At 40.0% G+C, this 24,436-nt stretch carries 19 protein-coding genes; 10 read left to right on the top strand and 9 right to left on the bottom strand.

The features are described 5' to 3' along the window. Positions 1-321: 321 nt before the first annotated feature. The 5 genes from RS893_RS02155 (at position 322) to RS893_RS02135 (ending at position 6,624) form a co-directional block, all read left to right on the top strand. The gene (locus RS893_RS02155) at positions 322-1,659 is read left to right on the top strand and encodes an ArsB/NhaD family transporter (RefSeq protein WP_315789617.1); all 1,338 of its coding nucleotides are present in this window, start codon (positions 322-324) and stop codon (positions 1,657-1,659) included. 406 nt (positions 1,660-2,065) lie between these two features. Continuing rightward, positions 2,066-2,668 (top strand): hypothetical protein, encoded by a 603-nt coding sequence (locus tag RS893_RS02150; protein WP_315789616.1) that lies wholly within the window; start codon positions 2,066-2,068, stop codon positions 2,666-2,668. A gap of 268 nt (positions 2,669-2,936) precedes the next feature. After that, positions 2,937-4,736 carry an OmpA family protein gene (locus RS893_RS02145; RefSeq protein WP_315791841.1) on the top strand — a complete coding sequence of 600 codons (1,800 nt, stop codon included), beginning with the start codon at positions 2,937-2,939 and terminating at the stop codon, positions 4,734-4,736. Positions 4,737-4,748: 12 nt separating this feature from the next. Beyond that, positions 4,749-5,252, top strand: coding sequence for a Rab family GTPase (locus RS893_RS02140; protein WP_315789615.1), 504 nt, complete (start codon positions 4,749-4,751; stop codon positions 5,250-5,252). Between the two features lie 253 nt (positions 5,253-5,505). Continuing rightward, positions 5,506-6,624: a HAMP domain-containing sensor histidine kinase gene (locus RS893_RS02135; protein WP_315789614.1), complete on the top strand. Its 1,119-nt coding sequence runs from the start codon at positions 5,506-5,508 to the stop codon at positions 6,622-6,624. Between the two features lie 204 nt (positions 6,625-6,828). On the opposite strand, the gene RS893_RS02130 is transcribed toward RS893_RS02135, so the two are convergent. Both RS893_RS02130 and RS893_RS02125 read right to left on the bottom strand, forming a co-directional pair. After that, the gene (locus tag RS893_RS02130) at positions 6,829-7,041 is read right to left on the bottom strand and encodes a chlorophyll a/b-binding protein (protein ID WP_016860553.1); all 213 of its coding nucleotides are present in this window, start codon (positions 7,039-7,041) and stop codon (positions 6,829-6,831) included. A 60-nt stretch (positions 7,042-7,101) separates the two neighbouring features. Further along, positions 7,102-7,305, bottom strand: a complete 204-nt coding sequence (locus RS893_RS02125; protein WP_009457290.1) for a chlorophyll a/b-binding protein — start codon at positions 7,303-7,305, stop codon at positions 7,102-7,104. 508 nt (positions 7,306-7,813) lie between these two features. Here RS893_RS02125 and RS893_RS02120 point away from each other — a divergent pair. After that, positions 7,814-10,942 carry an MFS transporter gene (locus RS893_RS02120; protein ID WP_315789613.1) on the top strand — a complete coding sequence of 1,043 codons (3,129 nt, stop codon included), beginning with the start codon at positions 7,814-7,816 and terminating at the stop codon, positions 10,940-10,942. 574 nt (positions 10,943-11,516) lie between these two features. On the opposite strand, the gene pstB is transcribed toward RS893_RS02120, so the two are convergent. The 4 genes from pstB to pstS all read right to left on the bottom strand — a co-directional run bounded on the left by pstB (position 11,517) and on the right by pstS (position 15,647). Beyond that, on the bottom strand, positions 11,517-12,323 hold the full coding sequence (gene pstB / locus RS893_RS02115) for a phosphate ABC transporter ATP-binding protein PstB (protein ID WP_102152749.1): 807 nt from the start codon (positions 12,321-12,323) through the stop codon (positions 11,517-11,519). Positions 12,324-12,379: 56 nt separating this feature from the next. Beyond that, positions 12,380-13,180: a phosphate ABC transporter permease PstA gene (gene pstA, locus RS893_RS02110; RefSeq protein ID WP_315791840.1), complete on the bottom strand. Its 801-nt coding sequence runs from the start codon at positions 13,178-13,180 to the stop codon at positions 12,380-12,382. A gap of 116 nt (positions 13,181-13,296) precedes the next feature. Continuing rightward, on the bottom strand, positions 13,297-14,250 hold the full coding sequence (pstC, locus tag RS893_RS02105; protein WP_315789612.1) for a phosphate ABC transporter permease subunit PstC: 954 nt from the start codon (positions 14,248-14,250) through the stop codon (positions 13,297-13,299). Between the two features lie 185 nt (positions 14,251-14,435). Then, on the bottom strand, positions 14,436-15,647 hold the full coding sequence (pstS, locus tag RS893_RS02100; RefSeq protein WP_315789611.1) for a phosphate ABC transporter substrate-binding protein PstS: 1,212 nt from the start codon (positions 15,645-15,647) through the stop codon (positions 14,436-14,438). A gap of 634 nt (positions 15,648-16,281) precedes the next feature. On the opposite strand from pstS, the gene RS893_RS02095 reads away from it, so the two are divergent. From RS893_RS02095 to lspA, 3 genes are all read left to right on the top strand, one after another. Continuing rightward, complete coding sequence (locus tag RS893_RS02095) at positions 16,282-16,473, top strand: hypothetical protein (RefSeq protein WP_315789610.1); 192 nt, start codon at positions 16,282-16,284, stop codon at positions 16,471-16,473. Positions 16,474-17,048: 575 nt separating this feature from the next. Next, positions 17,049-17,636, top strand: a complete 588-nt coding sequence (locus RS893_RS02090) for a biotin transporter BioY (RefSeq protein WP_315789608.1) — start codon at positions 17,049-17,051, stop codon at positions 17,634-17,636. 123 nt (positions 17,637-17,759) lie between these two features. After that, positions 17,760-18,233: a signal peptidase II gene (gene lspA / locus RS893_RS02085; protein ID WP_315791839.1), complete on the top strand. Its 474-nt coding sequence runs from the start codon at positions 17,760-17,762 to the stop codon at positions 18,231-18,233. Between the two features lie 283 nt (positions 18,234-18,516). On the opposite strand, the gene RS893_RS02080 is transcribed toward lspA, so the two are convergent. After that, positions 18,517-19,236 (bottom strand): hypothetical protein, encoded by a 720-nt coding sequence (locus RS893_RS02080; protein WP_315789607.1) that lies wholly within the window; start codon positions 19,234-19,236, stop codon positions 18,517-18,519. A 441-nt stretch (positions 19,237-19,677) separates the two neighbouring features. On the opposite strand from RS893_RS02080, the gene RS893_RS02075 reads away from it, so the two are divergent. Beyond that, the gene (locus RS893_RS02075) at positions 19,678-21,951 is read left to right on the top strand and encodes a transglycosylase domain-containing protein (protein WP_315789606.1); all 2,274 of its coding nucleotides are present in this window, start codon (positions 19,678-19,680) and stop codon (positions 21,949-21,951) included. Positions 21,952-22,131: 180 nt separating this feature from the next. Here RS893_RS02075 and RS893_RS02070 read toward each other — a convergent pair whose 3' ends face one another. Continuing rightward, positions 22,132-23,715: a DUF4335 domain-containing protein gene (locus RS893_RS02070; protein WP_315789605.1), complete on the bottom strand. Its 1,584-nt coding sequence runs from the start codon at positions 23,713-23,715 to the stop codon at positions 22,132-22,134. Further along, positions 23,712-24,338: a DUF3038 domain-containing protein gene (locus RS893_RS02065; protein ID WP_315789604.1), complete on the bottom strand. Its 627-nt coding sequence runs from the start codon at positions 24,336-24,338 to the stop codon at positions 23,712-23,714. Before RS893_RS02065 ends, RS893_RS02070 begins: the two co-directional genes overlap by 4 nt. Positions 24,339-24,436 lie beyond the last annotated feature (98 nt).

Genomic DNA, 24,436 nt, shown 5'->3' with positions numbered 1-24,436 from the left:
TCCAATTCATGTTACATATAATTATTAATGAATTGATTCTTATCTACACCTAAAATTACTAAAAACACCTATCTATTTATATTTTTATAATTGCAAATAAAACTTATTTTTTATAATTTGTATTTATATATTTGGCATGAAAAAGTATTCATCATACTATATAAAATTCATCTATATTAGGTAGCTTTTTCGCTGAATATGCTAATTATTAATCAGTTAAAGTAGATGATAATCCGCTTTCAACTTTGACTTAGGTATTCCAGCCACCAGCAAAAAAATAACTGATAACTGATAACTGATAATTTTATCCAGGTGTAGTCTGTGGAAAACTGGCAAACTATTCTGAGTATTTTTACTTTTATCACTGTCATTATTTTAATAATGACAGAGTGGATTCATCTAACAATAGCAGCATTATTAGGCGCTTTGTTATTGGTATTTACTAATGTCATGACTTTACAAGAAGCTATTAGCTATATAGGCAAAAGTCACGGCACACTAGGCTTATTTTTTGGCGTGATGGTACTAGTACGAGCATTTGAGCCAACAAAAATATTTGAGTATTTAGCAACTCAAATTGTACTACTAGCCAAAGGAGAAGGTAAACGTCTTTTACTCGGAATTGTGGCGATTACTACTCCTATTTGTGCAGTTTTACCTAATGCCACAACAGTAATGTTATTAGCACCTTTAATTCCGCCAATAGCTCAAGAAGTCGGAGTTAATTTTGTACCATTACTTATTCTAATGGTATTCATTGCTAATAGCGCTGGATTACTCACAATAGTTGGTGATCCGGCAACATTTATTGTGGGTGATGCTATCAATCTTAGCTTTACAGATTATCTATGGCGCTTAAGTTTAGGTGGAGCGATCGCTGTTATTACTGTAATAGCTACTTTACCATTTTTATTCCGCAAAATTTGGCATACAAAGCTAGAGAATCTAGAACAGTTGCCACATCCGCAAATTAATCATCCACGTATTTTATCAATAGGAGCATTTATAGTAGCTTTTGTACTACTATTTTTTGTCATTGGAGAATCCCTACCAGTGCCGATTTCACCAGCTGCTGTAGCTTTACTAGGAGCAGCTTTAGCAATGCTTTTGTCACATCATAGCAAAATAGATTCTGTTAATAATATTTTACGAGACGTTGATTGGAGTACATTGATATTTTTTATGAGTATCTTTGTGCTAATTGGAGGACTAGAAAAAACTGGTGTCATCCACAATTTATCAGGAATTTTAGGAATTGTTTTGGGAAAAAATATTTTTATAGGTTCACTGGTTTTACTCTTTTTGATAGGAATATTGTCTAGCGTAGTTCCTAATATTCCTTTAGTAGTGGCGATGGTTCCTTTACTCCAACAGTACGTTGTCAATGTTGGATTAGCGCCAACAGAAGTTCTAGCGCCAAACTTTCAAGGACAGTTTCCACCAGAGGTATTACCACTGTTTTATGCAATGATGTTTGGTGCTACTTTAGGAGGTAATGGAACTTTAGTAGGAGCATCGTCTAATATCGTAGCAGCCGGAATTTCTGAACAACACGGACGCCGCATTTCCTTCAAAACCTTTCTGCACTACGGTATCCCTGTTATGTTATTGCAACTATTTACCGCGTCAGTGTACGTGTTGGTTCGCTTTTTACTCTAAACTAGATAGAAAACTAGACAAAAGTCCACGCGAAGAGGATTTTCATCTTGTTTGTGTATTTACAAGTAGGGTTCTACGTAATCACATGCAGATAGGAAGACACGTAGAGACGATTTCAGGAACTCTGTACATAGATGTGTCAATAAACCTCTTGCAAAAATAAAAATAACCCCACACCCATTTTCAAAATAGGTGTAATCTACCTCTTTGTCCTCTTCTTTATTCAGAAACGATATTACGTTAATATATATTTCCAGCTTTTAGAAATACTATATATTGCTGGATTATAGGGTGGTACTCTAGAAAGTGATACTTTAAATCAACTGTAGGGCAATAAAAACAAATTGTCTTCAGGGGTAAAAAAGCTAAAAGCGAAACTAATTTACAACCCAAAAAGGATTAAAATATGAGTTCGATAGAAGGAGAAAATTTTCATTATAATTTTGCAGATTCTGCACCAGGTGGTTTAGTTCCAAGCATAAATCAGCCTACATTAAGTAATAACTTTGGCGACATTAGCAGTTTAGATAAAGTCAGAGATATTCTTTTTGGCGGGCAAATGCGAGAATTAGAAAAAAAATTTACACGCCTAGAAGAGCGTCTCTTAAAAGAATGTAATAGCTTAAGAGATGAAACGAAAAAACGTTTAGATTATTTAGAAAGCTACATTAAAAATGAAATTGAAGCTGTAAATGAGCAAGTAAAAAGTGAACAATTAAAACGAGAGGAAGCTATCACAACACTCAGTGAAGAGCAAAAGAATATCAATAATTCTTTAGAAAGAAAGCTTTCTCAATTTGATGAGCAAACAGCGACAAAAACACGAGAATTACGCGAACAAATTCTCAATCAATCTCAAAGCTTACAGGATGACATTCGGCAAAAATACGAAGAGATTTTAGCGCTGCTGCAACGTGAATCTCAAGAAATACGTGCCGAAAAAACAGACCGTTCCACCCTCGCGGCCATGTTTACAGAATTAGCAATACGGCTGAATTCTCGACAGTAGAAGAAGGACAAGGAGGACAAGGGAGGAGACAGTGGGAAGATTTGTATCAAGAATTTTGTGAAATGGTATGAGTAATTGAATTAAACTATCAGCCAAGAAATAAATTTCTTGGCTCTCAAAAAAATAGGTATAATATCAAGACAAGTGCCTCCCCTGGTAGTGAATACCCACTCAATACCTTCTCACTTCTAGTTGCTAACCCCTATTTATAAAGAAATTTTCACAAAGATGCAACTCAATATAAAATATGAGTTGGGCAATTTTGGCAATGAAAGAATATTCTGGCAATGAATTCATATATCAATCACCTAAAGTTTCTAATGGTAGTAATCCCAAGGAAACTCACAATCGTGTGGAACCTACTGATGAACTAAGCGAACTCCGTAGTTTGCTTTTAGGGGTGGAAACCACACAACTTAGTAAACTATATGAAAGATTAGAAAATCCTCAAATTCAAGCAGAAGATCTTAGTCGTCTGCTTCCAGAAGCTGTAATTCTGCGAACAATGCAAGATAAACAGTTAGCTGAAGCAATAGTTCCCACAGTTGAACAAGCAATTCAGTCTTCTGTTAAGCAAGATTTAAATGTTCTTTCTGAAGCATTTTTTCCCATAATTGGCCCTGCTACTCGTAAGGCAATTAGCACAGTTCTAGGCGAAATGATTCAATCTTTAAATCAAACACTAGAACACAGCATGTCTCCACAAAGTTTTAAGTGGAGACTAGAAGCGCGACAGACAGGAAAGACATTTGCTGAAGTTGTTTTGCTACGTACTCTGATTTATCGAGTAGAACAAGTATTTTTAATTCACAAAGAAACTGGATTATTGCTGCAACATATTTTCGCGCCACAAGTAGCTGCTCAAGATCCTGATTTAGTTTCAGCTATGCTGACGGCTATTCAAGATTTTGTCAAAGACTCTTTTAATGTGGAAAAAGGTGAGGCGTTACAAAGTTTGCAGTTTGGAGAACTCACCATCTGGATTGAGGAAGGACCACAAGCAGTATTAGCAGGTATCATCCGAGGGAATGCTCCCCAAGAACTACGATTAATCTTTCAAAAAGCTATTGAAAATATTCACCTGAAATTGCATAGAGAATTTCATGCTTTTACAGGTGAAACAAAACTATTTACAGCTAGCAAACCATATTTAGAAGAATGTTTAGAAGCTAGGTATAAAGTTCCATCTCAGAAAAATTATATCTATGCATGGAGTTTCTTCAGTGCGATCGCGATCGCACTGGGAATGTGGAGCTTTTTTAGCTTTAGAGAACAATTACGCTGGAATGCGTATCTAGAAAAGCTTAACTCTCAACCTGGTATTGTTGTGGTTAAAGCCAACAAAGGGTATGGAAAAAATTTCATATTTGGAATGCGTGATCCTTTAGCTACAGATCCATATTTATTAATGAACCAAGCTAAAATTAATCCCCAAACAGTGATCAGCCAATGGGAACCTTATCTGTCCTTAGAGCCACAAATCATAGTCAAAAGAGCCACAAAATTACTACAACCTCCCAAAACTATATCACTTAAAGCTGACGAAAATCGCATTCTTTATGCTACAGGAACAGCACCACGTCAATGGATTTTAGAAGCAAGAAAAACTTGGCGTTTTCTTCCTGGTGTAACTCAATATATTGATAAAGATATAGTTGAATCAGAACTACAACAATTAAAATTATATAAACAACAAATTGAGCAAGAAAATTTTTTATTTCTTGAAGGTACTACTGAATTTGTTCCCGGTGGAATTGAGAAATTACAAAATATAGTATTAGCAATCAAAAATTTATCTAGTGTGGCCAAGTCTTTAGGAAAAGATGTGCGTTTTGAAATCATAGGACACACAAATACCACAGGAACAGAGCAAAGAAATATGGTACTCAGTCAAGCTCGTGCTAGTAAAATTCTCGCTTATCTAAATTCCCAGGGCATCAATACTAGGAATTTTACTACTGTAGGTGTAGGTTCAACTGAACCCTTACAAACAGGTCTTACAGAACAAATTCAGCAAGTTAACCGTAGGGTATCTTTTAAGGTATTCTTAATTGATGCCCGTAACTGAAGGACAATACTCATGCTCCAAAAAAAAATTTGCATGGTAGGTGCGTTTGCTACTGGTAAAACTAGTTTAGTAGGGAGGTTTGTTCACAGTATTTTTTCGGAGAAATACCAAACTACTGTAGGTGTAAAAATTGATAAAAAGACTGTAAATGTTCAAGGTCAAGATATAAACTTTATCCTTTGGGATTTATATGGAGAAGATGAATTTCAAAAAGTGCGGATGTCATATCTACGTGGTGCATCAGGTTATTTTTTAGTAGTAGATGGAACTAGAAAGAATACTCTGGAAAAAGCTTTTAACTTACAAATTAAAGTAGAAAATACTATTGGAACTGTGCCATTTATACTTGTACTTAATAAGTGGGATTTGACAGATGAATGGGAAATTAGTGATGTTGAAATTAACGAAGTAGTGCAAAGGAATTGGATTGTGATGAAAACCAGCGCTAAAACAGGTTTAGGCGTAGAAGAATCTTTCCAAATTCTTGCTAATAATATATTAGAAAATCATAGATAAGTAGTTAAGTAAAAGTATAATCTAATAACACAAGTAATAAACCAAATCTGTGTTGATTCGGTTTATTTTTCAAGTAAATATAAAAGTTTGCAGTTGGGTGCATTATAGAAATAAACGAACACAGATATAGACGCGCTCATAGGCTTCCTGTAGGGTACACTCATGGAACACAGATGCAGACCGATAAAATTGTAATTAATCCAAGCAATAAGTGCTATATCAAATCAACAATATTTAATCACAACTACCTATTATGAGTGACTCCATTACGGCAGATGTGTTTGCTGCTTTGAATATTCTAGTCTTGGAACGATTAGACTTTGGCCGCTTTAGAATTACTGGAACTCCACCAGATTGGTTACAACTATTTTGTCGCCATCAAGTCAAATCTGGTATGCAAATTCTCATACCGCAACAAGAGTTTCCCTTTTTAGAAAATTTTCTGATAGACGCAGAAGAGTTATGGAATAGAAATGATAAAAATCAGTTGAAGTCAGGTATATGGTATCAGTTAGATTTATCTGGTAAAGAATATCATTTTGAAGCCACAGCAATTTGTGTTCAAGATACTAAAATTTTATTAATAAAATTATTACATGAAGAATTTGATGAAAAAATAAACCTCATCCAAAAAGCTAGAGAAAATCAACTCAACTACCAATATATTACGAAAGAGAATCAAAAAAAAGATATTTTGATTCACTGTATTATACATGATATTGCTGGGCAATTGAGTGGGATAAATTGCTGTTTAATGTTGTTAGAAACTGAAAACTTAACACCAAAAGCTAGAGAATATTTAGAAATTGGTAAAAAACAAGCATTCCAAGAAGAAATCTTAATTAGAGATATTTTAAATGCATTTTCTGCTGAAGTTAATTCTCTAGAATCTTTTACTGTAGATGCTGATACGGCTCCAAATGTACTAACTTCTGCACAAGAAGTCATCCAACTTTTATCACCTACTTTTATACTGAATAAAGTACAGTTACAGCTTGCCGATAACATTGATCAAACAGCAGATTGGCGGGTAATTGGTGATCAATCACGTTTAAATCGGATTATTGCCAATTTGGCAGAGAATGCTTTTCGTCACAGTCCTATGGGTTCTACAGTTACAATTGGTTTACAGCAAGAAGAAGATTCTATTCTTGTTACTGTAGATGATCAAGGTTCTGGTATACCAGCAGAAAGTGCTAAGTATATATTTGAAAAGTTTTCTCAAGCTGGCAAGTCAGGTAGAGTTGGACTCGGATTATATTTTTGCCGGATGACAGTAGAACGTTGGGGTGGACAAATTGGTTATCTTCCCCTACTTCAAAGAGGTTCTCGGTTTTGGGTTCGGCTATTAAAACCTAAACCAAAGACTTAAGTTCTTAGTAACGGGCTTTAGCCCTTTTTTGAGGATTAAAATCCTTACTACAAACCTTTAAATTGTATAAAATTTAGGATGCGTTAGCTACAGCGTAATGTACCAAGATTTGGCAAAAATGGTACTTTACCAATAGCATTAACACATCCTAAAGTTGGACTCAAGTCCTTAATTTCAATTCAAGGTTAACAGACTACTAGCCTTCTAGTAACCAACAAAGTGTAAAACATCGCGTAAAACACTGTAACCAGCTAAATCCCAAAGCAAATAAGCAAGAAAACCAATCATTGCCAAACGACCGTTCCATAATTCGGCTTGGGGATTTAAGCCAAAGATAAAAGCATTACGATCAATGCCATTGTAAGCATTAGCTACTGGTGGTAAATCTGTAGAAGGACGTTTTTCACGAGTTTCCATTTTTTGTCTCCTTAAAACCAATACTGTTCAATTAAATTGCGTTATTACAAAGAGTTGGTGTTAGTATCCAACAATATGTAATACGTCACGCAACACGCTATAACCAGCTAAATCCCAAAGCAAATAAGCAAGAAAGCCAATCATTGCCAAACGACCATTCCATAATTCTGCTTGGGGATTCCAGCCAAACAAAAAGGCGTTACGATCTTTGCCGTTATATTCTGTAGCAATTGGTGGTAAATCTGTAGAAGGACGAGTTTCCATTTTGCCTCCGAGTTAAATTCTATTGATTGCTTATTTTTTTTAACTATTAGCTATTAGTTATTGGTGTTGATTTAAAGCTGAATAACTAATAACTAATTTGTACTTCCGAACGATTTGTTACATATGTTTACTTTAGCTAGGAATTATTAGCTTGCTGTATTCCTATGGTTACAAAGTCTAGGCACTCCTTATGGACGATAATTCAACCTGTTTTTGAACGCAGGAATATGTCTTAAGAGGATGAAAAATTTTTATTTCTAAATAATTTTTAAAATAAACTTTATTCTAAGTAATATTACTGAAAAGGCTATAATAATGTCAAGCTGAAGTATTAGTGATAAAAACTTATATCTAATGCAGTATATAGTATCAGACCTGAGGCGGATGCTGTAATAGCCTAAATTCCACGATTCTGAGCTAAGGAATTGGGTATGGCGAATGATATAGGAGTAAAATTAGTCAGCAACTTTTTATACCACATAGTTAAAATATAGAGGAAGGAAATAGAATGTTTCAGAGTACGGTAACAATGCTGGAACTCCCCCAGTCCCTATTTTGGATAGCGCAGGTGATAGTACAGCCACAGGATATATCACCAGCACAGGCATCGGTTGCTGTTTCCGGGCCGCGTTTTTTTACAGCTTTAATCTCTGGTGTGATCCTAGCTTTTGCGTTTCAGTTAGTACTAACTAACCTTTCAGTTGCCGCAGGTATTTCCTACTTAGGACGTCCATCTGATTCACATTCAGATCACGAGGAAGTCAGCAGTTTAGGGGGAACGATCCGTAAGATTGGTACAGCAGTAGGAATTTGGACTTTAATCACAGTCACGATCGCATTGGCGATCGCTTGCTTTTTGGCTGTGAAAATGAGTCTAATGATTTTTAGTCCCGGACTAGGGGCAATTCTTGGTTTAGTAATTTGGGGTGCATACTTCCTATTGTTGGTGTGGGTGAGTTCCACCACGGTAGGTTCTTTAGTCGGTAATGTAGTTAACAGTGCCACTTCTGGTTTTCAGGCAATTATGGGAACAGCCACCGCCGCCTTGGGTGCAAAGGCTGTTAACCAGCAGGTAGTAGCCACCGCCGAAGCCGCAGCCGCAGCAGTTCGCCGGGAAATAGGTAGTGCGATCGACCCTACCAGCGTCCGCGAAAAGGTGGAAGATTACCTAGAAATGGTACGTCCTCCAGAGCTAGACTTAAACAAGATTCGCGGTGATTTTGAAAGATTGTTGAGTGATCCGCAAATCAGAGAAATGGCTAAAAGTGGCGATATTCGCAATATAGATCGCCAGAAGTTTATTGATTTAGTCAGCAGTCGCACTGATCTCTCAAAGCGCGATGCTAAGCGGATCGCTGATACCTTGTATAGTGTTTGGCAACAGGTAGTAGGTCAAACTCAGCCCCAAGACCAAATGGCTGAGTTAGTTAATTATCTGAAGTCACTCCAACCAGGACAAGCGAACACAGACGAACTCAACCGCAAACTAGATCAGCTAATTGCAGAAATGCGTTCTGCCAAAGAAGCTGACCAAAAAGCAGCCCAAGAAGCAACTCCAGGCCCGATTCAGCGGACATTACAACAGGGAATCACAGCTTTGAGTGGGATTGTGTTGGGACGGACTGATCTGTCAGATTTAGATGTCGAAAAAATCTTAGGTGCTTTAACCACAGCCAAAGATAAAGTTACTGAAAAAGCAGATCAATTAGGACTACCGACACCAAAACAACCTTACAGTCCGATTCGTGCGGACGTAGAAAACTACCTACTCAACACTTATGCTTGGCAGTTGAGTCAGGAGAAAATTGCCCAGGATTTCCGCGATGTGATCTACGATCCTGCTGCTGACCCCGGAACAGTGCGTCGGGAATTAGAACAACTGTCTCGCAGCGATTTTGTTAACATACTGCAACAGCGTGGTCTTTTGACCCAGACAGAAATTCAGCGCATTGCTGACCAATTAGAAGCTGTGCGGCAAAATGTATTGGTGACAGTCACTGCTGAGGAAGAAAGAGAAATAGTACAGGACTTGCAACGGCGAGTTGAAAGTTATTTACTCGTCACTCCCAAATCAGAATTAACGCCAGAGGGAATTGAACAGAACTTTAAACCACTGTTGCAAGACTCCGACGCAGATTATGAGACCCTGTCGCGTCGTTTAGCATTGTTAGACCGTCAAGAACTGCGGGAGATACTGCTACAACGCAATGATATTAATCCAGAAGAAGCAGACACAATTCTCAACGAACTGGAGAGACAACGCGATCGCGTTTTACTTGAATCTAAAGGACTAGCAGATCAAGCTAAATACCAAGCCGAAACGCTATGGTTGAATTTAGAGTCATATCTGCGTAACACTGGCAAAGAAGAACTCAATCCCAACGCTATTAGAACCGAGTTAAGAAGACTCTTAGAAGACCCGCAGGCTGGAATGGCAGCGATTCGCGCGCGTCTATCTCGTTTTGATCGCGATACTTTAGTCAAATTGTTGAGTCAGCGCCAAGACTTGAGCGAAGACCAAGCTAATCAAATCATCGGCACAGTTGAAGAATCTTGGCATAGCGTTCGCCATGCACCCCAAGCCGTAGCTGATAAAGCTAAACAACAGTACGACTTAGTGACAACTACCATCGCTGATTATCTGCGAAACACTGGTAAACAAGAACTCAACCCCGAAGGCATTCAACGGGATTTGAATCGACTGTTGCAAAATCCCAAAGAAGGAGCGATCGCTCTCCGTCGACGTTTGTCTCAAGTAGATAGAGATACTCTCGTAAAATTACTGAGTCAACGTCAAGATTTATCTGAAGAACAAGTCAATCAAGTTATTGATTCTGTTCAAGAAACAATTCGCAATATCGTGCGCTCACCCCGTCGTTTGGCTGCTCGGACACAACAAAGAGTAGAGACATTCCAGACTTATTTGGAAGAGTACTTGCGGCGGAGTGGTAAGGATGAGCTAAATCCAGAAGGTATTAAACGCGACTTGTATCTGTTATTACATGATCCGCGTGTGGGTATGGAAAGTTTGAGCGATCGCTTAGCTCAATTTGACCGCTCTACAATTATTACCTTGCTGAAATTGCGTGAAGACCTCAGCGATGATGAAGCAGCGCGGATTGCAGATACAATCATCTCTGTCCGGGATTCATTTGTAGAGCAAGTACGGGCAATCCAACGCCGAATTCAAGACGCTATCGACTCAATTTTTGAGCGTATCCGTAACTACCTCAACTCCTTAGAGCGTCCCGAACTGAATTATGATGGTATTAAGCGGGATATTCGCACATTGTTTGATGATCCCCAAGCCGGGTTTGAAGCCTTACGCGATCGCCTGTCTTCTTTCAACCGCGACACCTTAGTAGCAGTCATGAGTTCCCGTGAAGACATCTCCGAAGAAGATGCTAATCGGATCATCGACCAAGTAGAACGAGCGCGTCAAACCGTCTTGCAAAGAGCAGAACGCTTGCAACAAGAAGCACAGCGACGCCTAGAAGAGGTGAAGCACCAAGCCCAAAAGCAAGCTGAAGAAACCCGCAAAGCCGCCGCATCAGCAGCTTGGTGGTTGTTTGCCACAGCCCTAGTATCGGCGATATTCTCTGCAATTGCTGGGGCAGTGGCAGCGATCGCTCCATAATGGATGGATTAACAAAAGAATTACAAGTTGTCTCCGCTAAACCTACTGTAGCCTCTCATAAATGAGAGGCTTTTTTAGGACTTACGCAGCAGTAACGAAAAACAAACTACAAAGAACACAAAGAAATAAGAGTTTGAGAGAGTTTTTGCGTAATACCAATTTGAAAAAAGAATGCGACAGATAAATTCTGTAGAGACGCGATAAATCGCGTCTCATATTCTGAATTTGTCGCAAACATTTTTTGAATCGGTATAAGTTCTGTTTTCAAAAAAACTAACACCGATAAAATCTATATCCATCTGTGTGCATCTGCGAAAAGTTTGTAGACGCTTTGCGGCTTCCCGTAGGGTGCTAGGGCTTGGTCGTACTCTAACGAGAAGCCGCCCTGTGGGCGTCTACGCGAAGCGTCCCGGAGGGAACCTCAAAGCTTTTCAAGACAGTGTTCGTAATTAAGAATTCTCTTGATTCTTGCAAGATATCTATTGAAAAAGCCAGCCCCCTATTTTTACGAGAGAACCAGCTTTGTAACTTAATGATATGCATCCTAATTGCTGTCCTGCTCAAGGTACAGTCCTTAACCAAACTTACCACTTACATATTCTTTGGTAGCTTCTTGTTGAGGATTTTGGAAAATTGCTTCGGTGCGGTCATATTCCACTAAGTAACCAGTACGACCACCTTTTTCTGAGGTCTGGACATTGAAAAAGGCTGTCATATCAGACACACGCGAAGCTTGTTGCATGTTGTGAGTCACAATCACCACAGTATAGCGTTGTTTGAGTTCGTGGATCAGTTCTTCAACTTGCAGAGTAGAAATGGGGTCAAGGGCAGAACAAGGTTCATCCATTAAAATCACATCTGGCTGAACTGCGATCGCTCGAGCAATACACAAACGCTGTTGCTGACCACCAGACAAAGATAAACCACTTTGTTTGAGTTTGTCTTTAACATCGTCCCACAAAGCAGCCTGTTTGAGCGATCGCTCTACTAATTCATCCATATCCCCTTTGTAGCCGTTGAGTCTAGGTCCAAAAGCGATATTGTCATAAACTGATTTGGGGAAAGGGTTGGGTCTTTGAAACACCATCCCAATTTTCCGCCGCACTTCTACCGGGTCGACTTGGGGTGCATAGAGATTTTCATCATAGTAAAAAACCTTACCCTCTGCCCGAAATGATTCAATAAGATCGTTGAGGCGGTTGTAGCATCTTAGCAATGTACTTTTACCACATCCAGATGGTCCAATGAAGGCTGTAACGCGATTTTTTGGGATATCCATCCAGACATCACGTACTGCTAAGAAATTACCGTAGTAGATGTTCAGAGCTTCAGTCCGTAGGACAGTGTCTGTTTGATTGGCGGTGCTTATGTTTGTTACCATAAAATGCTATGATTGCTGACTTAACTTTGGATTGGAGATGTGGAAATAAGCGGAAATCATGTGTATTTTTTGCGACTAGTTGCCAAACGAGCAATGATACTAGTAAGTAGAACCATCAACACCAAAATTAGAGAAGCTGCCCAAGCCATTGATTGCCAGTTTTTGTAGGGAGAGATCGCGAAGTTGTAAACTAAAACTGCTAGGGAAGCTGTGGGTTGAAATAAACCTTCAAACCAGTACTGAGAAAATAACGCGGTGAACAACAGAGGTGCGGTTTCACCTGCGGCTCTAGCGATCGCGAGTGTAGAGCCTGTAACAATCGCTGGTAGAGCTGCTGGTAAAACTACCCACATCACTGTTTGAAAGTTTGTTGCCCCTAAACCAACTGCGGCTTGTCGCAAATCGTCTGATACCAGCTGTAAAGCCTCGTCTGTGGTTCGCACAATAATCGGTAGCATCAATACTGACAGCGCTACTCCCCCAGCAAAAGCTGAATAAGAGCCAATCACCACCACTACAATACCGTAGGCAAATACCCCAGCAATAATCGAGGGAACACCACTGAGAATATTGGTAGCAAAGCGTACCCAGCGAGCTATTTTCCCAGAGCTAAACTCAGTTAAATAAACAGCAGCCAAAACACCTATAGGGATACTGATCAAAGCCCCTATTCCTACCATGATGATCGTACCAATGATGGCATTACCAAAACCCCCTCCTGGGGCCAATGGAGGTGGCGGTAATTCAGTAAACAAACTTGGCCGCAAACTGCTAAAGCCTTGAATAATGACGTAAGAAAGCACTGCAATTAAAGGCACAAGTGCCAAAACTCCACAGATAAATGCTATGACTGTCATCACAATGTTAATGAGCGTCCGGGGTGATGACGAGCGAGCTAAGCTACTAGGGAGTGATGTACCTTGAGATTTGTCTGTATAAGCCATATTTCAACACGCTTCAAAAATGCTACATTCTACAGTCGCTTCACTCGCAAGACTATATACTCAGCCAAAACATTTACTATGAGGGTTAAAACAAACAAAATCAAAGCAGCGTACATTAGAGCAGATATTTGCAGACCACTTGCTTCGGCAAACTGGTTTGCTAGCAAAGAAGAAATGGTATTAGCTGGTGCAAACAATGAAGGGCTGATTCTGTTGGAGTTACCAATTAACATCGTGACAGCCATTGTTTCTCCCATTGCCCGACCTAAAGCCAGCATCACGGCGCTGACGATTCCCGAGAAAGCAGTAGGTAAAATAACTTTGAAAATGGTTTCCCAACGGGTTGCTCCCAGTCCCACAGCTGCTTGACGCAAACTAGAAGGCACAGAAATTAAAGCATCGCGAGAAATTGCTGTAATGATTGGCAAGGTCATAATACTTAAGATGATTCCCGCAGCAAACATTGATGGTCCTGTGGGAACGGTACTAAAAATTGGCAGCCAACCAAAAGAACCGTTCAACGATCTACCAAGGGGTGTAAGCAAAGGAATCAAAACAAAAATTCCCCAAATGCCATAGACTACGCTGGGAATTGCTGCTAGCAGTTCTACCAAAAACACCAGTACTGTCCGTACGGGTAACGGTAGCCAATTTTCGCTTAATAGAATAGCAGTGCCAACACCAATCGGTACAGCTATTAGTAAACCAATAAAAGCACTAACCAGTGTACCGTAAACTTGCGGTAGCACACCGTATATATTGTTAACAGGGTTCCAATTACTTTCACTCAAAAAGCGGAATAAGCCAAATTTTTGGATAGCAGGTAAAGACTCGATACCAACCTCTATGGCTATCCACAATAAAATACCAGCGATCGCCAGAGCCAGTACCCGTGTTACCCAAATAAAGCCTTTATCTAAAGACTTTTCAAACTCAGAGCGTGGTTTAACTGTAAATTTGTTACCTTGGGCAGATGTATTCATGAATGACTTTATCCGTCAACGGTTCAAAAAATGAGAGCGAACCAGACTAATCATAAATTCGGAATTGATGAATTCGGAAATTGGAATAAACCTGTGTTAATCCACGCTAGTTCTTGAAATTTAATAGCTTTAAAATTCAAAGGTTTATATCTCAAAATTCCGAATTCTGAATTCATAACTTGTTGTTATTGTTTATTTCCACCTTGTTGTGGCGTACCTGCACTGGTATTGTCACCTGAACCTACAGCAATTTTGTAGTCAGAACTAATTGCATCCGCAGCCGTAGCTACTTTCTGAACTACGTTTGCAGGTAGAGGAACATAACCTAGTTCAGCAGCATTTTTCTGACCTTCTGTCAAGCCGTACTCAATCATCGCTTCCATGGCTTTGGCTTTTGCTGGATCAGAGTATTTTTTGGCAGTTAAAAGCCAAGTGTAGGTAACGATGGGATAAGATTCGTCTCCTTCTGGATCTGTGATGAAGGCACGGAAATTTTCCGGTAGAGTCACAGCTTCTAGAGTTTTAGATGCCGATTCTTCGGTTGGTACAACAAACTTACCTGCTTTATTTTCCAAAGAAGCATATTTGAGGTTATTTTGTTTGGCGTAGCCGTATTCTACATAACCGATTGAGCCTGGCGTTTGGTTAATTTGGGCAGTCACACCTTCATTACCCTTGGCACCAACTCCCACAGGCCAGTTAACAGTTTTGCCTTCACCTACTTTACTCTTCCATTCTGGACTAATGGCACTCAGGTGTTTTGTAAACACACCTGTAGTTCCGCTACCGTCAGAACGATAAATTACTGTAATTGGTTCGTTGGGAAGTTTAGCGCCTGGGTTAGCAGCAGCAATTTTCGGGTCGTTCCAAGACTTGATCTTACCCAGAAGAATATCGGTATAAACTTGCCGTGGAAGCTTTAACTCTGGAACATCCGGCAAGTTGTAAGCTAACACGATACTACCAGCAGTCATCGGCAACATGAGTACACCCTTATCTGCTGGTACTTTTTGGATTTCTTCATCCTTCATGGCCACATCACTGGCGCCAAAGTCTACAGTACCTTGGATAAATTGCTCAACTCCAGCACCGCTACCAACAGATTGATAGTTAATTTGTAGGTTGGGATACTTTTTGTTTAAGTCAAAAAACCAACGACTGTACAGTGGTGCTGGAAAAGATGCACCAGCTCCAGTTAACGATACTTTGCCACCAAGATCCAATTTGGCAGGACCAGAGGCTGTGGTATCAGTAGCTGCACCAGGAGTCGCGTCGCCAGTGGAAGTGTTATTTTGGGCTTCCTGTCCACCGCAAGCAGCTAGGCTAAATGCCAGTGCTAAGACTGAAATAGTTTTCGTTAGGCGAGATTTATTGATTACTGACGTACGGGAAAGCATGGATTGTAATATTTGGTGTTATTTTTCCAGCTAAGCCCCTACAATATATAACTTTTTGGTAAAGGGAAGGTTAAAGGTACGAGGATTATTATTCTTTTAAGTAGTATTTTTATGAATTTTTTATTTTCTTTACTTAATGGAAGTTATTGCTTGCAATCTATTTTCATTTCAGAACGAATAGTGAATTGGTACTCTTGTATTATTATTGAATATAATTGAATGATTATACAAAGTCAAAAAAGTCATCTTTTTCTAGGATTTATTGAAGACTTAGAAAAAATAAAAATAAGTAAAAATAAATCAAATTTTTCATAAATTACTCTAAAAAATAAAATTTTTGCTGAACAATTATCTTGAATAATATTTATTTTTAGATGATTTTTAATCTATTTTTAGATATTGAATTTAAGTTAATTCTCATTTTAATTTGATTGTTCTCTGTTGATAAAATAGTATTATTTGACAAAAATATGATAGATGTCGCATATTTTGTTTAATTTAACATTAAATAAAAATCAGAACATTAAGATATAAGTTAATATCTAAGCTAAAATTTAGGGAAACGTTTAATCAAAACTTTTATTAAGCAAATAAATTAAAAAAGCAGGTAATAAAACTTGATTGCAATCAACCAATGGAAAAACTTGAGCAAAATGCGATCGCAAAAAAATTAAAATCTCAACAACAAACAAATATTGTGGTCAAGCTAATCACAATTAATAGTATTACTTTACTAAATCAATACTTTCTCTATTTAGAGCTTGCACTAACTTTTGGTTTTACCAAGCAATTTATTTCACTGCAAGAAGTTCAAGTTTGCGATTAGCTGAATAGGTAAATCTTGGAGTCCATTTCCACGCACTTAAGCTATGGGCAAGTGCAAGATATCAACTCCGATTAGCGGCGTTCGCACAGCGTGCCGGAGGCATTTGCCACTAGTAACAGATGAAGGAAACACAATTTTTTTCCTACACCCTTACACTCTTATACCCCCATATCCCCTGTGTTTATTAAGAGCAAACTTTTGCAAAAAGTTTGCTGATTATACAGAAGGCAATCAGACAAAACTGATTTGAAGATCACGCCTGTTGCAGCCAACAGCAGTTAAACTATAATGATATTTCTCAAAAAAAGGATAAAATATAGCATTTATAGAACAATGGTAACACTTTTATTTGAGGCAGTTATGAGTGAGTCATTGCGGTTTTGGCATTGTCTCCATAAACAACTAACTTGCTCCTTGGGTTATTGGTTAGCAGGTTTTTGGTGTGGTGAATATACATCAACTAACAAAGAACAAAGGCTCAAGCTGAATATCTCACAAATCAAGTTTTACTGACGCATTATTGAATTAGTTATGTTTGCTTTTACATCAGAATCTTTTGCACGAGTGTATTGTAAATGCTAGCCGCGTCAAATCAATTGTTATGGTCTATGATTGGCTTACTGCTAACTATGGGTGGAACCTTCTTAGAAGCAAATATTACCACCTTACCTTGGAGTTGGAGTAAGCATGGAATTCACACCTTTTCCCTGGGTGTCACTTTTCAAATTGGTGGGGTCTTACTTGTAGGATGTTTAGGAGGCAAAAATGCTGGTGCCATTTCACAGATAGCTTATTTAGTTATGGGGTTAACTTTGTTACCCGTATTTGCGGCTGGTGGTGGTCCTGGCTATGTTAAGCTATCACAGTTTGGCTATTTACTAGGTTTTATTCCAGGAGCTTGGGTTTGTGGCTTTTTTGCTTTTAAAGCTAGACCTAGACTAGAAGCACTAGCGTTTAGTTGTATTTGTGGCTTGTTAACTGTTCACGTCTGCGGTATTAGTTATTTGATTCTCAGCTATGTTTTGCAGTTGCATAGTACAGAAACTCTGACCTTGATGCAAGCAATCCTTAAATATTCTTGGTTTGCACTACCAGGTCAACTAGCTGTCATCTGTGCTGTCACTGTCATAGCGTATGTGCTACGGCACTTGATGTTTTATTAGTCTTTCGTCATTTGTTATTTGTCATTTGTTATTCGTCATTTGACCAATCACCAATGACCAATGACCAATGACCAATGACTAATGACTAATGACTAATGACTAATGACTAATAACTACTTTGCCATGCGTTTAAAAAATAAATTCTTCTGGATTATTGCCTTTGTTGCTTTTTTTTTAGACCAAATCACAAAATTTTGGGTAGTGCAAACCTTTAGCTTGCAACAAACATTGCCATTATTACCTGGTATATTTCACCTAACTTATGTGACTAATACTGGTGCAGCTTTTAGTTTGCTATCAGGAAAGGTAGAGTGGTTACGCTGGCTATCATTGGGAGTGAGTTTAGCGCTAATAGCTTTGGCATGGTTTGGCCCGCTCTTAAACCATTGGGAGCAGTTAGGGTATGGTTTAATCTTAGGCGGCGCTATGGGTAATGGTATAGACCGCTTTGCTTTAGGCTATGTTGTTGATTTCCTGGACTTTCGACTAATTAACTTCCCAGTATTTAATTTGGCAGATGTGTTTATTAATATTGGCATTATCTGTCTGCTGATTGGCACTTTTCAAAAAACACCAACCTCCAGTCGTAGGAATTAAAAGGGAAAGGGAAAGAGACTGGGGATCAGGAATCGGGCACAAGGGAGACAAAGAGGACAAGGAAGACACGGATATAGATTTCTCCAACACTCCTCACACTCCCCTCACTCCTCACACCTCCTCACCTCCCAATACCCGATCCCCAATTCCTATAAAGATACAAGAGGCCATTTAACATAGCCTCTTGTCGTTCTAAAAAAGCCGCAAATTGTTAAACACGTCAAAGACTAATAAATTTGTATCAGAGTCATCTCATAAACAATGGGAAGCCTGATTTCTGTAACTAGTTACCAGTGCCACTACCACTACCAGGAGTCATTTGAGTTGGACTCGTTGAGTCGGGTGCAGGAGTGATCTGAGTTGGACTCGTTGAGTCGGGTGCAGGAGTAATCTGAGTTGGACTCGTTGAGTCGGGTGCAGGAGTTGTGCTATCCGGAGCTGGAACTGTGCTGTCTGGTGCAGGAGTAATCTGAGTTGGACTCGTTGAGTCGGGTGCAGGAGTTGTGCTATCCGGAGCTGGAACTGTGCTGTCTGGTGCAGGAGTAATCTGAGTTGGACTCGTTGAGTCGGGTGCAGGAGTTGTGCTATCCGGAGCTGGAGTTGTACTATCCGGAGCCGGAGTAATGTTCTCTGGAGTTGTACTGTCAGGAGCCGGAGTTGTGCTATCCGGAGCTGGAGTTGTACTGTCAGGAGCTGGAGTTGTGCTATCCGGAGCTGGAGTTGTGCTATCCGGAGCTGGAGTTGTGCTATCCGGAGCTGGAGTAGTTGTACTGTCTGGTGTTGTAGTGTTGCTGGATGTTCCCTGACAACGGGAATTCAATGGAAAATACTCACACAGAATTTTCATGCCTTCTGGTGAAAGCTTGATTTCTGGAGGTGTATTAGTTGTTTCTGTTTGTTGTTGACTTAGTTCAGGAAATTTGGTGATTTGGGCAGCAGCAATATTGCTGGTTAATGCCAGAGTCAGGGCTGTACCTGTTAGGGTAAGAAATTTCCCCTTCATATTACTTAACCTCAACACCTTCAAAGAATACTCGGCCCATTAAATCAAACAATAGGTTTTATAAAATCTGCCTAAAAGTAGATGTATTTTTTAACATTTACATGTTTCGGTTATTGAGATTGTAAAAATTAAATCATTCTATAATAAACTTTTAGTATAAATAAATATTCTAAATTTAAGCTTTAACTACCGTCATGCAAGCAATTCACGTATTTAAAGGATAAAACTAACAGAAACAAGATCAAATTTTGATACTTCATCCATATGTAAAAAATTTAACGCCCAAAGTCATATTGATATATATTATCTTGATGTCAAGAAAAATCGGGAACAACTCTGTGCTGCCGACGTCTTCATAGCGTTATGAGTACAATGGTGGAATACTAACATCAAGATGGCAATTCGCCGATTTTTCAGTAATATCCGTGGTTTCTATAGCCGATGAGTTCCCCCAAGCCCCCTCAAAAGCCACAAACATTGCTTGGTCAGATAACGCAAGCAGTACAGACAATTCAAGCTCGGGTTGATTTTTCTAAACTAGCACTTAAGCCTAATGCCAGAGTACCAGAACTTTGGGTACAGGATGCGGGGGCGGATAAAGCAGAAGTATATCCGCTGTTGGGCGATCGCTATATGCTGGGTCGCAGTTCCAAATCCTGCGATATTGTTGTCCGCAACCCGGTTGTCAGCCAAATTCACCTGTCACTGTCGCGCGATTCTACTCAACGGCAACCTGTTTTTGTGATCAAAGATGAAAATTCCACCAATGGCATTTATCGCGGTAAGCGTCGGCTCACATCCCTAGAATTACGTCATGGTGATGTTCTCACCTTAGGACCACCAGAATTAGCTGCCTCAGTCAGGCTACAATACGTCGACCCACCCCCTTGGTACGTCAAAGCAGCAACTTGGACTACTTACGGTATTGGCGGTGTAAGCGCCCTGATGGTGCTAGTAATTGGTGCTGAATGGCTAAAATTTTCCGTTAGACCCCTACCTAACCCGACTCGCGCTCCTGTGGTTGTGTATGCAGGTGATGGGGAAACACCATTACGTGAGCCAAGGAACACTGCTCACGTAGACATGAAGCGATTGCAAGATTTTGGTCCGTTTTTACCTGCGGCTGTAGTCGCTTCTGAAGATAGCCGTTACTACTGGCACTTTGGAGTTGACCCCTATGGTATTCTACGAGCTGTGCTGATCAATACCCGTAGTGGTGATGTCCAACAAGGTGCTAGTACAATTACCCAGCAAGTTGCCCGTAGTTTGTTCCGTGATTATGTGGGTAGACAAGATTCTTTAGGGCGCAAAGTACGAGAGGCGATTGTCTCTTTGAAATTAGAAACTTTTTACAGCAAAGACACAATTTTACTGACTTATTTAAACCGAGTATTTTTAGGAGCAGATACTTCTGGATTTGAAGATGCAGCACGGTATTACTTTGACAAGTCAGCTAAAGAATTAACTTTGGCAGAATCTGCGACATTGGTGGGTATTTTACCTGGTCCTAATAGTTTTAATTTCTGCGGCGATAACCAGAGTAGAACACGCATTATAGAGTATCGTAACCGCGTACTGCGGCGGATGCTAGAGGCGGGCAAAATCAAGCAGGATGATTATAATCGAGCCAGGCGATCGCCTGTAGATGTCAACTCCAAAGTTTGTGAACAGCAGGCAAAAACGATCGCTCCCTATTTCTACAGTTATATTTTCCAAGAACTGGAATCGATCTTGGGAAAAGATTTAGCGGGTGAAGGTAACTTTATCATTGAGACTCAGCTTGATATTAGTATGCAACAACAGGCAGAAGCCTCATTACGCAACTATGTAAACAATGCTGGGGCAAATTTTCGCTTTTCAGAAGGAGCAATAGTTACCCTAGATTCCAGTACTGGCGCTATCCGAGCAATGGTAGGTGGTACAGACTACAGAACGAGTCAGTTCAATCGAGCATATCAAGCCAAAAGACAGCCTGGTTCCACTTTTAAAGTATTTGCTTACACTGCCGCCATTGAACAGGGAATTTCACCCGCTACAAGTTATTCCTGCGCTCCTTTAACCTGGCAGGGTTTTACCTATAAACCTTGTCGGGCAGGTTCTGATGTAAGTTTAAGTATTGCTACTGGACTTGCCCAGTCTGAAAACCCCATTGCCTTAAGAGTTGCTAGGCAAGTAGGGCTAAATAAAGTGGTAGAGATGGCAAAGCGTTTGGGAGTCAAATCAAATTTAGATCCAGTACCAGGATTAGTGCTAGGACAAAGCGAAGTCAATGTTTTAGAAATGACTGGTGCTTTTGGCGCTATTAGTAATCGCGGCGTCTGGAACCGTCCCCATGCTATTAGCCGCATTTTAGATAGTAGTGATTGCCGCGATCGCAAGGATTTAAAAACTTGCCGTGTAATTTACTCTTTTGATCAGGATGCCGAAGCCAACAAACGCGTACTGCGAAAAGATATCGCCGATACTATGACTCGCTTACTCCGAGGAGTAGTCACAAATGGTACTGGTGGACGCGCTGCGATCGGTGATTTCGCTGTATCTGGTAAGACTGGTACAACCAACAACAACGTTGACTTATGGTTTATTGGTTATATTCCTAGCCGTCAACTGGTAACTGGCATCTGGCTTGGCAACGACAACAACTCTCCTACATCTGGTAGTAGCGCTCAAGCTGCTCAACTGTGGGGGAGTTATATGGGTAGAGTGATTAGGTAGGAATCGGGGCTTGAGGACACGGGGACAATTAATTCAGTTATCAGTTATCAGTTAGAGACGCGAGGAACATCGCGTCTGTACAGTTATCAGTTATCAAATTATATTACTCACTGTTCACTGTAGCCTGCGGCAAGCCGCTACGCGTCTACACTGATTCATACCTGCTCCCCGATCCCCTCTTTACTGATACCCCTGCCAGGGAGTAATTTCTAGTTTGCCATTGGGCTGAAAGATAACTTGGAAATGAGCCAAAGGTTCTTTGCTAATTGGCACTGATGGATCTGAGGCATTAGATGATTGAAACATTTGTGGCAGGGGTGTTTCTCGAAAGTAATCAAATGCCACTTGGTTGAGTGGTTCATAATCTGCAATGATGCCATCTTTGTTAACTGCTACACGATATTTTAAATCGATTGTATAGCTGGGTTTGCCACGCCAATTTTGACGGATACCATCATACAGTTTTTGGTTTAACTGTTTAACTTGATTGCTATCAGTAATTTTTGCTCCGACAACATCAGGTTTTGTTGTATAACCCCGCCAAGGGCTAACTTGCAGTACGCCATCTCTAGTGAATACGACTCGATATTGAGCGATCGGTTCATTGGTAATGGGAGGGCGAACAGCAGGATTATAAATTAGATTTGGTAAAGGAGTTTGGTTGACAGCTTCATTTGCTCCTGGATTAACAGCTTTGTAACCAACAATCGCACCATCTGCCGCTACACCTACACGAAAGATTAAATCCTCTTTCAGACCTTGGCGATTTTTCCAGTTGGGATGAATTTGGTTATAAACTTGACGGTTTAAAGCACGTAACTGGGATGCATCTGTAATTTCTGGAACAGTAGTTAAAAGTGCTTCTAAATCTTGATTTCCTACAGACGATGAAGTCGGTATAGGGTTAGCAACAGTTGTAGAAGTGGGTGTAGGAGTAAATTCGGGTGTTGCTGCTATCTGTTCATTAACAGTGGGAGTGGGAGTAAATGCTGGAGTCGCAGCTATTTGTGCATTGACACTTGGAGTAGGATTTGTAGCTATAAGTTGGTTAGTAGACTTTGAAGGAGTGGTTGTAGCGGCTGGAGTGGTTGTAGCTGGGGTTGTAGGAGTAACACTTGAGGTTGTAGAGTTAGTTTGTTGCTGTGTCGCTGGTTGTGGTGGAGGGGGAGGTGGTATCATCGCAAAAGCGATCGCTGCTGCTGCCAAACTAGTCACCCCCACAGTAGCTGGTACTGCTTGCTTGAGCAAAACCTCACTAGTCGAGCCATAGCGTTTGGAAACCGGTTGTAATTCCAGTGATAGCTCTGGTAAAGTTTGAGTATCAGCAAAAAATTGATCAACCGCTTCTACCAAATCAAATAATTGCACAGTATTTAAATCTATTTGAATTGGCTGCTTGCCATCATGAGTATGACTAGGCTGTGAAGCTTCCCAATTGGGAACTTCTGAATTTACAAGCAATCGATGTCGATTGTTTTCAACTTTCTGCATTTGCACCAATTCTGAATCGAAATTGTGTGCTTGGGGGTGGGAAACACCACTCAAAAATTCTTGAGCATAGGCACTAACTGTCCTAACCAAACTTTCAAAAAATTCCCTGCCACCCGATAGTGGTTGAGTATAACCTGAAAGATAACATTCTGCATTTACCAATATAGATAATGCTGGACGCAGTTCCTGAAACTGTGCAGCCCTTGTAGCATCACTTAAACCCTCTAGAACTAGCGTACAATTCGGTAGACTATATTTACGTTGAATATTCATTCCACTTCACCGTCAAAAAGACTTATCCAAAACCGCTGCATACCAGCCGTACCGGTACAAAATAGTAATTTACCCAGCAAATCTATAGCCAATTCATCTAATTTTTCATCTGAAGTTAATGCCATTATCCCTGAACGTCGTGGATTCATCCGGCTTTTGAAATGCGCTCTAAATCGTTCTAGGTAATTAGATAATCGCAAATTTTGTTCCAGGGGAATCTGCTTTTCATCCAGTTGTTGGTATATCATAAGCAACTGACGAATCACAACTGTTAAGCGTCGTGCTAAATAGCAAGCAATTACCACCAAGGCTTTGGCTTCCATAATTGTTAAAGAGCGGCGATTATGCGCTCTTCTGAGGGGATTAGTGCTACGCATTCGCCACAAATTTACCCTGTCTTTAATAATTCCTTTCAATTCCAACTCTTGTGCAAATGACAAAATGGCTTCTGAACCACCAAGTTCCAAAGCTTCAATTGCCAGTAAAATTAAGTCAATTTGCACCCTAGTTTTACGAGGGCAGACCTGTCCTTCAATAGCAGGATCAGGTAAAGTATCCAAAATCATCGGCGGTGACTGGGGAATTGGACTGTTATAAGGCGATAAACTAGCGGAGACATTCATTATAAATACCTTGTACGGCTGCGACAGAGTCGGTAAAACTAATTTAAGATATATAGCCTAGTTGGCGTGGCATGTGTTTAGTTGTGATCAGGGCATAG

Source organism: Fischerella sp. JS2 (assembly GCF_032393985.1).
In the GTDB taxonomy this organism is placed as follows: domain Bacteria; phylum Cyanobacteriota; class Cyanobacteriia; order Cyanobacteriales; family Nostocaceae; genus Fischerella.
The sequence above is the reverse complement of the archived record's forward strand: the minus strand, read 5'-3'. Positions and strand labels throughout refer to the sequence as shown.

Bases quoted from the DNA above. Each gene is read 5' to 3' on its own strand.
- RS893_RS02065 (WP_315789604.1), bottom strand. From the start codon at position 24,338: ATGAATGTCTCCGCTAGTTTATCGCCTTATAACAGTCCAATTCCCCAG.
- pstA (WP_315791840.1), bottom strand. From the start codon at position 13,180: ATGACAGTCATAGCATTTATCTGTGGAGTTTTGGCACTTGTGCCTTTA.
- RS893_RS02125 (WP_009457290.1), bottom strand. From the start codon at position 7,305: ATGGAAACTCGTCCTTCTACAGATTTACCACCAATTGCTACAGAATAT.
- RS893_RS02090 (WP_315789608.1), top strand. From the start codon at position 17,049: ATGCTAGCCGCGTCAAATCAATTGTTATGGTCTATGATTGGCTTACTG.
- RS893_RS02080 (WP_315789607.1), bottom strand. From the start codon at position 19,236: ATGAAGGGGAAATTTCTTACCCTAACAGGTACAGCCCTGACTCTGGCA.
- lspA (WP_315791839.1), top strand. From the start codon at position 17,760: ATGCGTTTAAAAAATAAATTCTTCTGGATTATTGCCTTTGTTGCTTTT.
- RS893_RS02075 (WP_315789606.1), top strand. From the start codon at position 19,678: ATGAGTTCCCCCAAGCCCCCTCAAAAGCCACAAACATTGCTTGGTCAG.
- RS893_RS02145 (WP_315791841.1), top strand. From the start codon at position 2,937: ATGAAAGAATATTCTGGCAATGAATTCATATATCAATCACCTAAAGTT.
- RS893_RS02095 (WP_315789610.1), top strand. From the start codon at position 16,282: ATGGAAAAACTTGAGCAAAATGCGATCGCAAAAAAATTAAAATCTCAA.
- RS893_RS02070 (WP_315789605.1), bottom strand. From the start codon at position 23,715: ATGAATATTCAACGTAAATATAGTCTACCGAATTGTACGCTAGTTCTA.
- RS893_RS02135 (WP_315789614.1), top strand. From the start codon at position 5,506: ATGAGTGACTCCATTACGGCAGATGTGTTTGCTGCTTTGAATATTCTA.
- RS893_RS02130 (WP_016860553.1), bottom strand. From the start codon at position 7,041: ATGGAAACTCGTGAAAAACGTCCTTCTACAGATTTACCACCAGTAGCT.
- RS893_RS02140 (WP_315789615.1), top strand. From the start codon at position 4,749: ATGCTCCAAAAAAAAATTTGCATGGTAGGTGCGTTTGCTACTGGTAAA.
- pstB (WP_102152749.1), bottom strand. From the start codon at position 12,323: ATGGTAACAAACATAAGCACCGCCAATCAAACAGACACTGTCCTACGG.
- RS893_RS02150 (WP_315789616.1), top strand. From the start codon at position 2,066: ATGAGTTCGATAGAAGGAGAAAATTTTCATTATAATTTTGCAGATTCT.
- pstC (WP_315789612.1), bottom strand. From the start codon at position 14,250: ATGAATACATCTGCCCAAGGTAACAAATTTACAGTTAAACCACGCTCT.
- pstS (WP_315789611.1), bottom strand. From the start codon at position 15,647: ATGCTTTCCCGTACGTCAGTAATCAATAAATCTCGCCTAACGAAAACT.
- RS893_RS02120 (WP_315789613.1), top strand. From the start codon at position 7,814: ATGTTTCAGAGTACGGTAACAATGCTGGAACTCCCCCAGTCCCTATTT.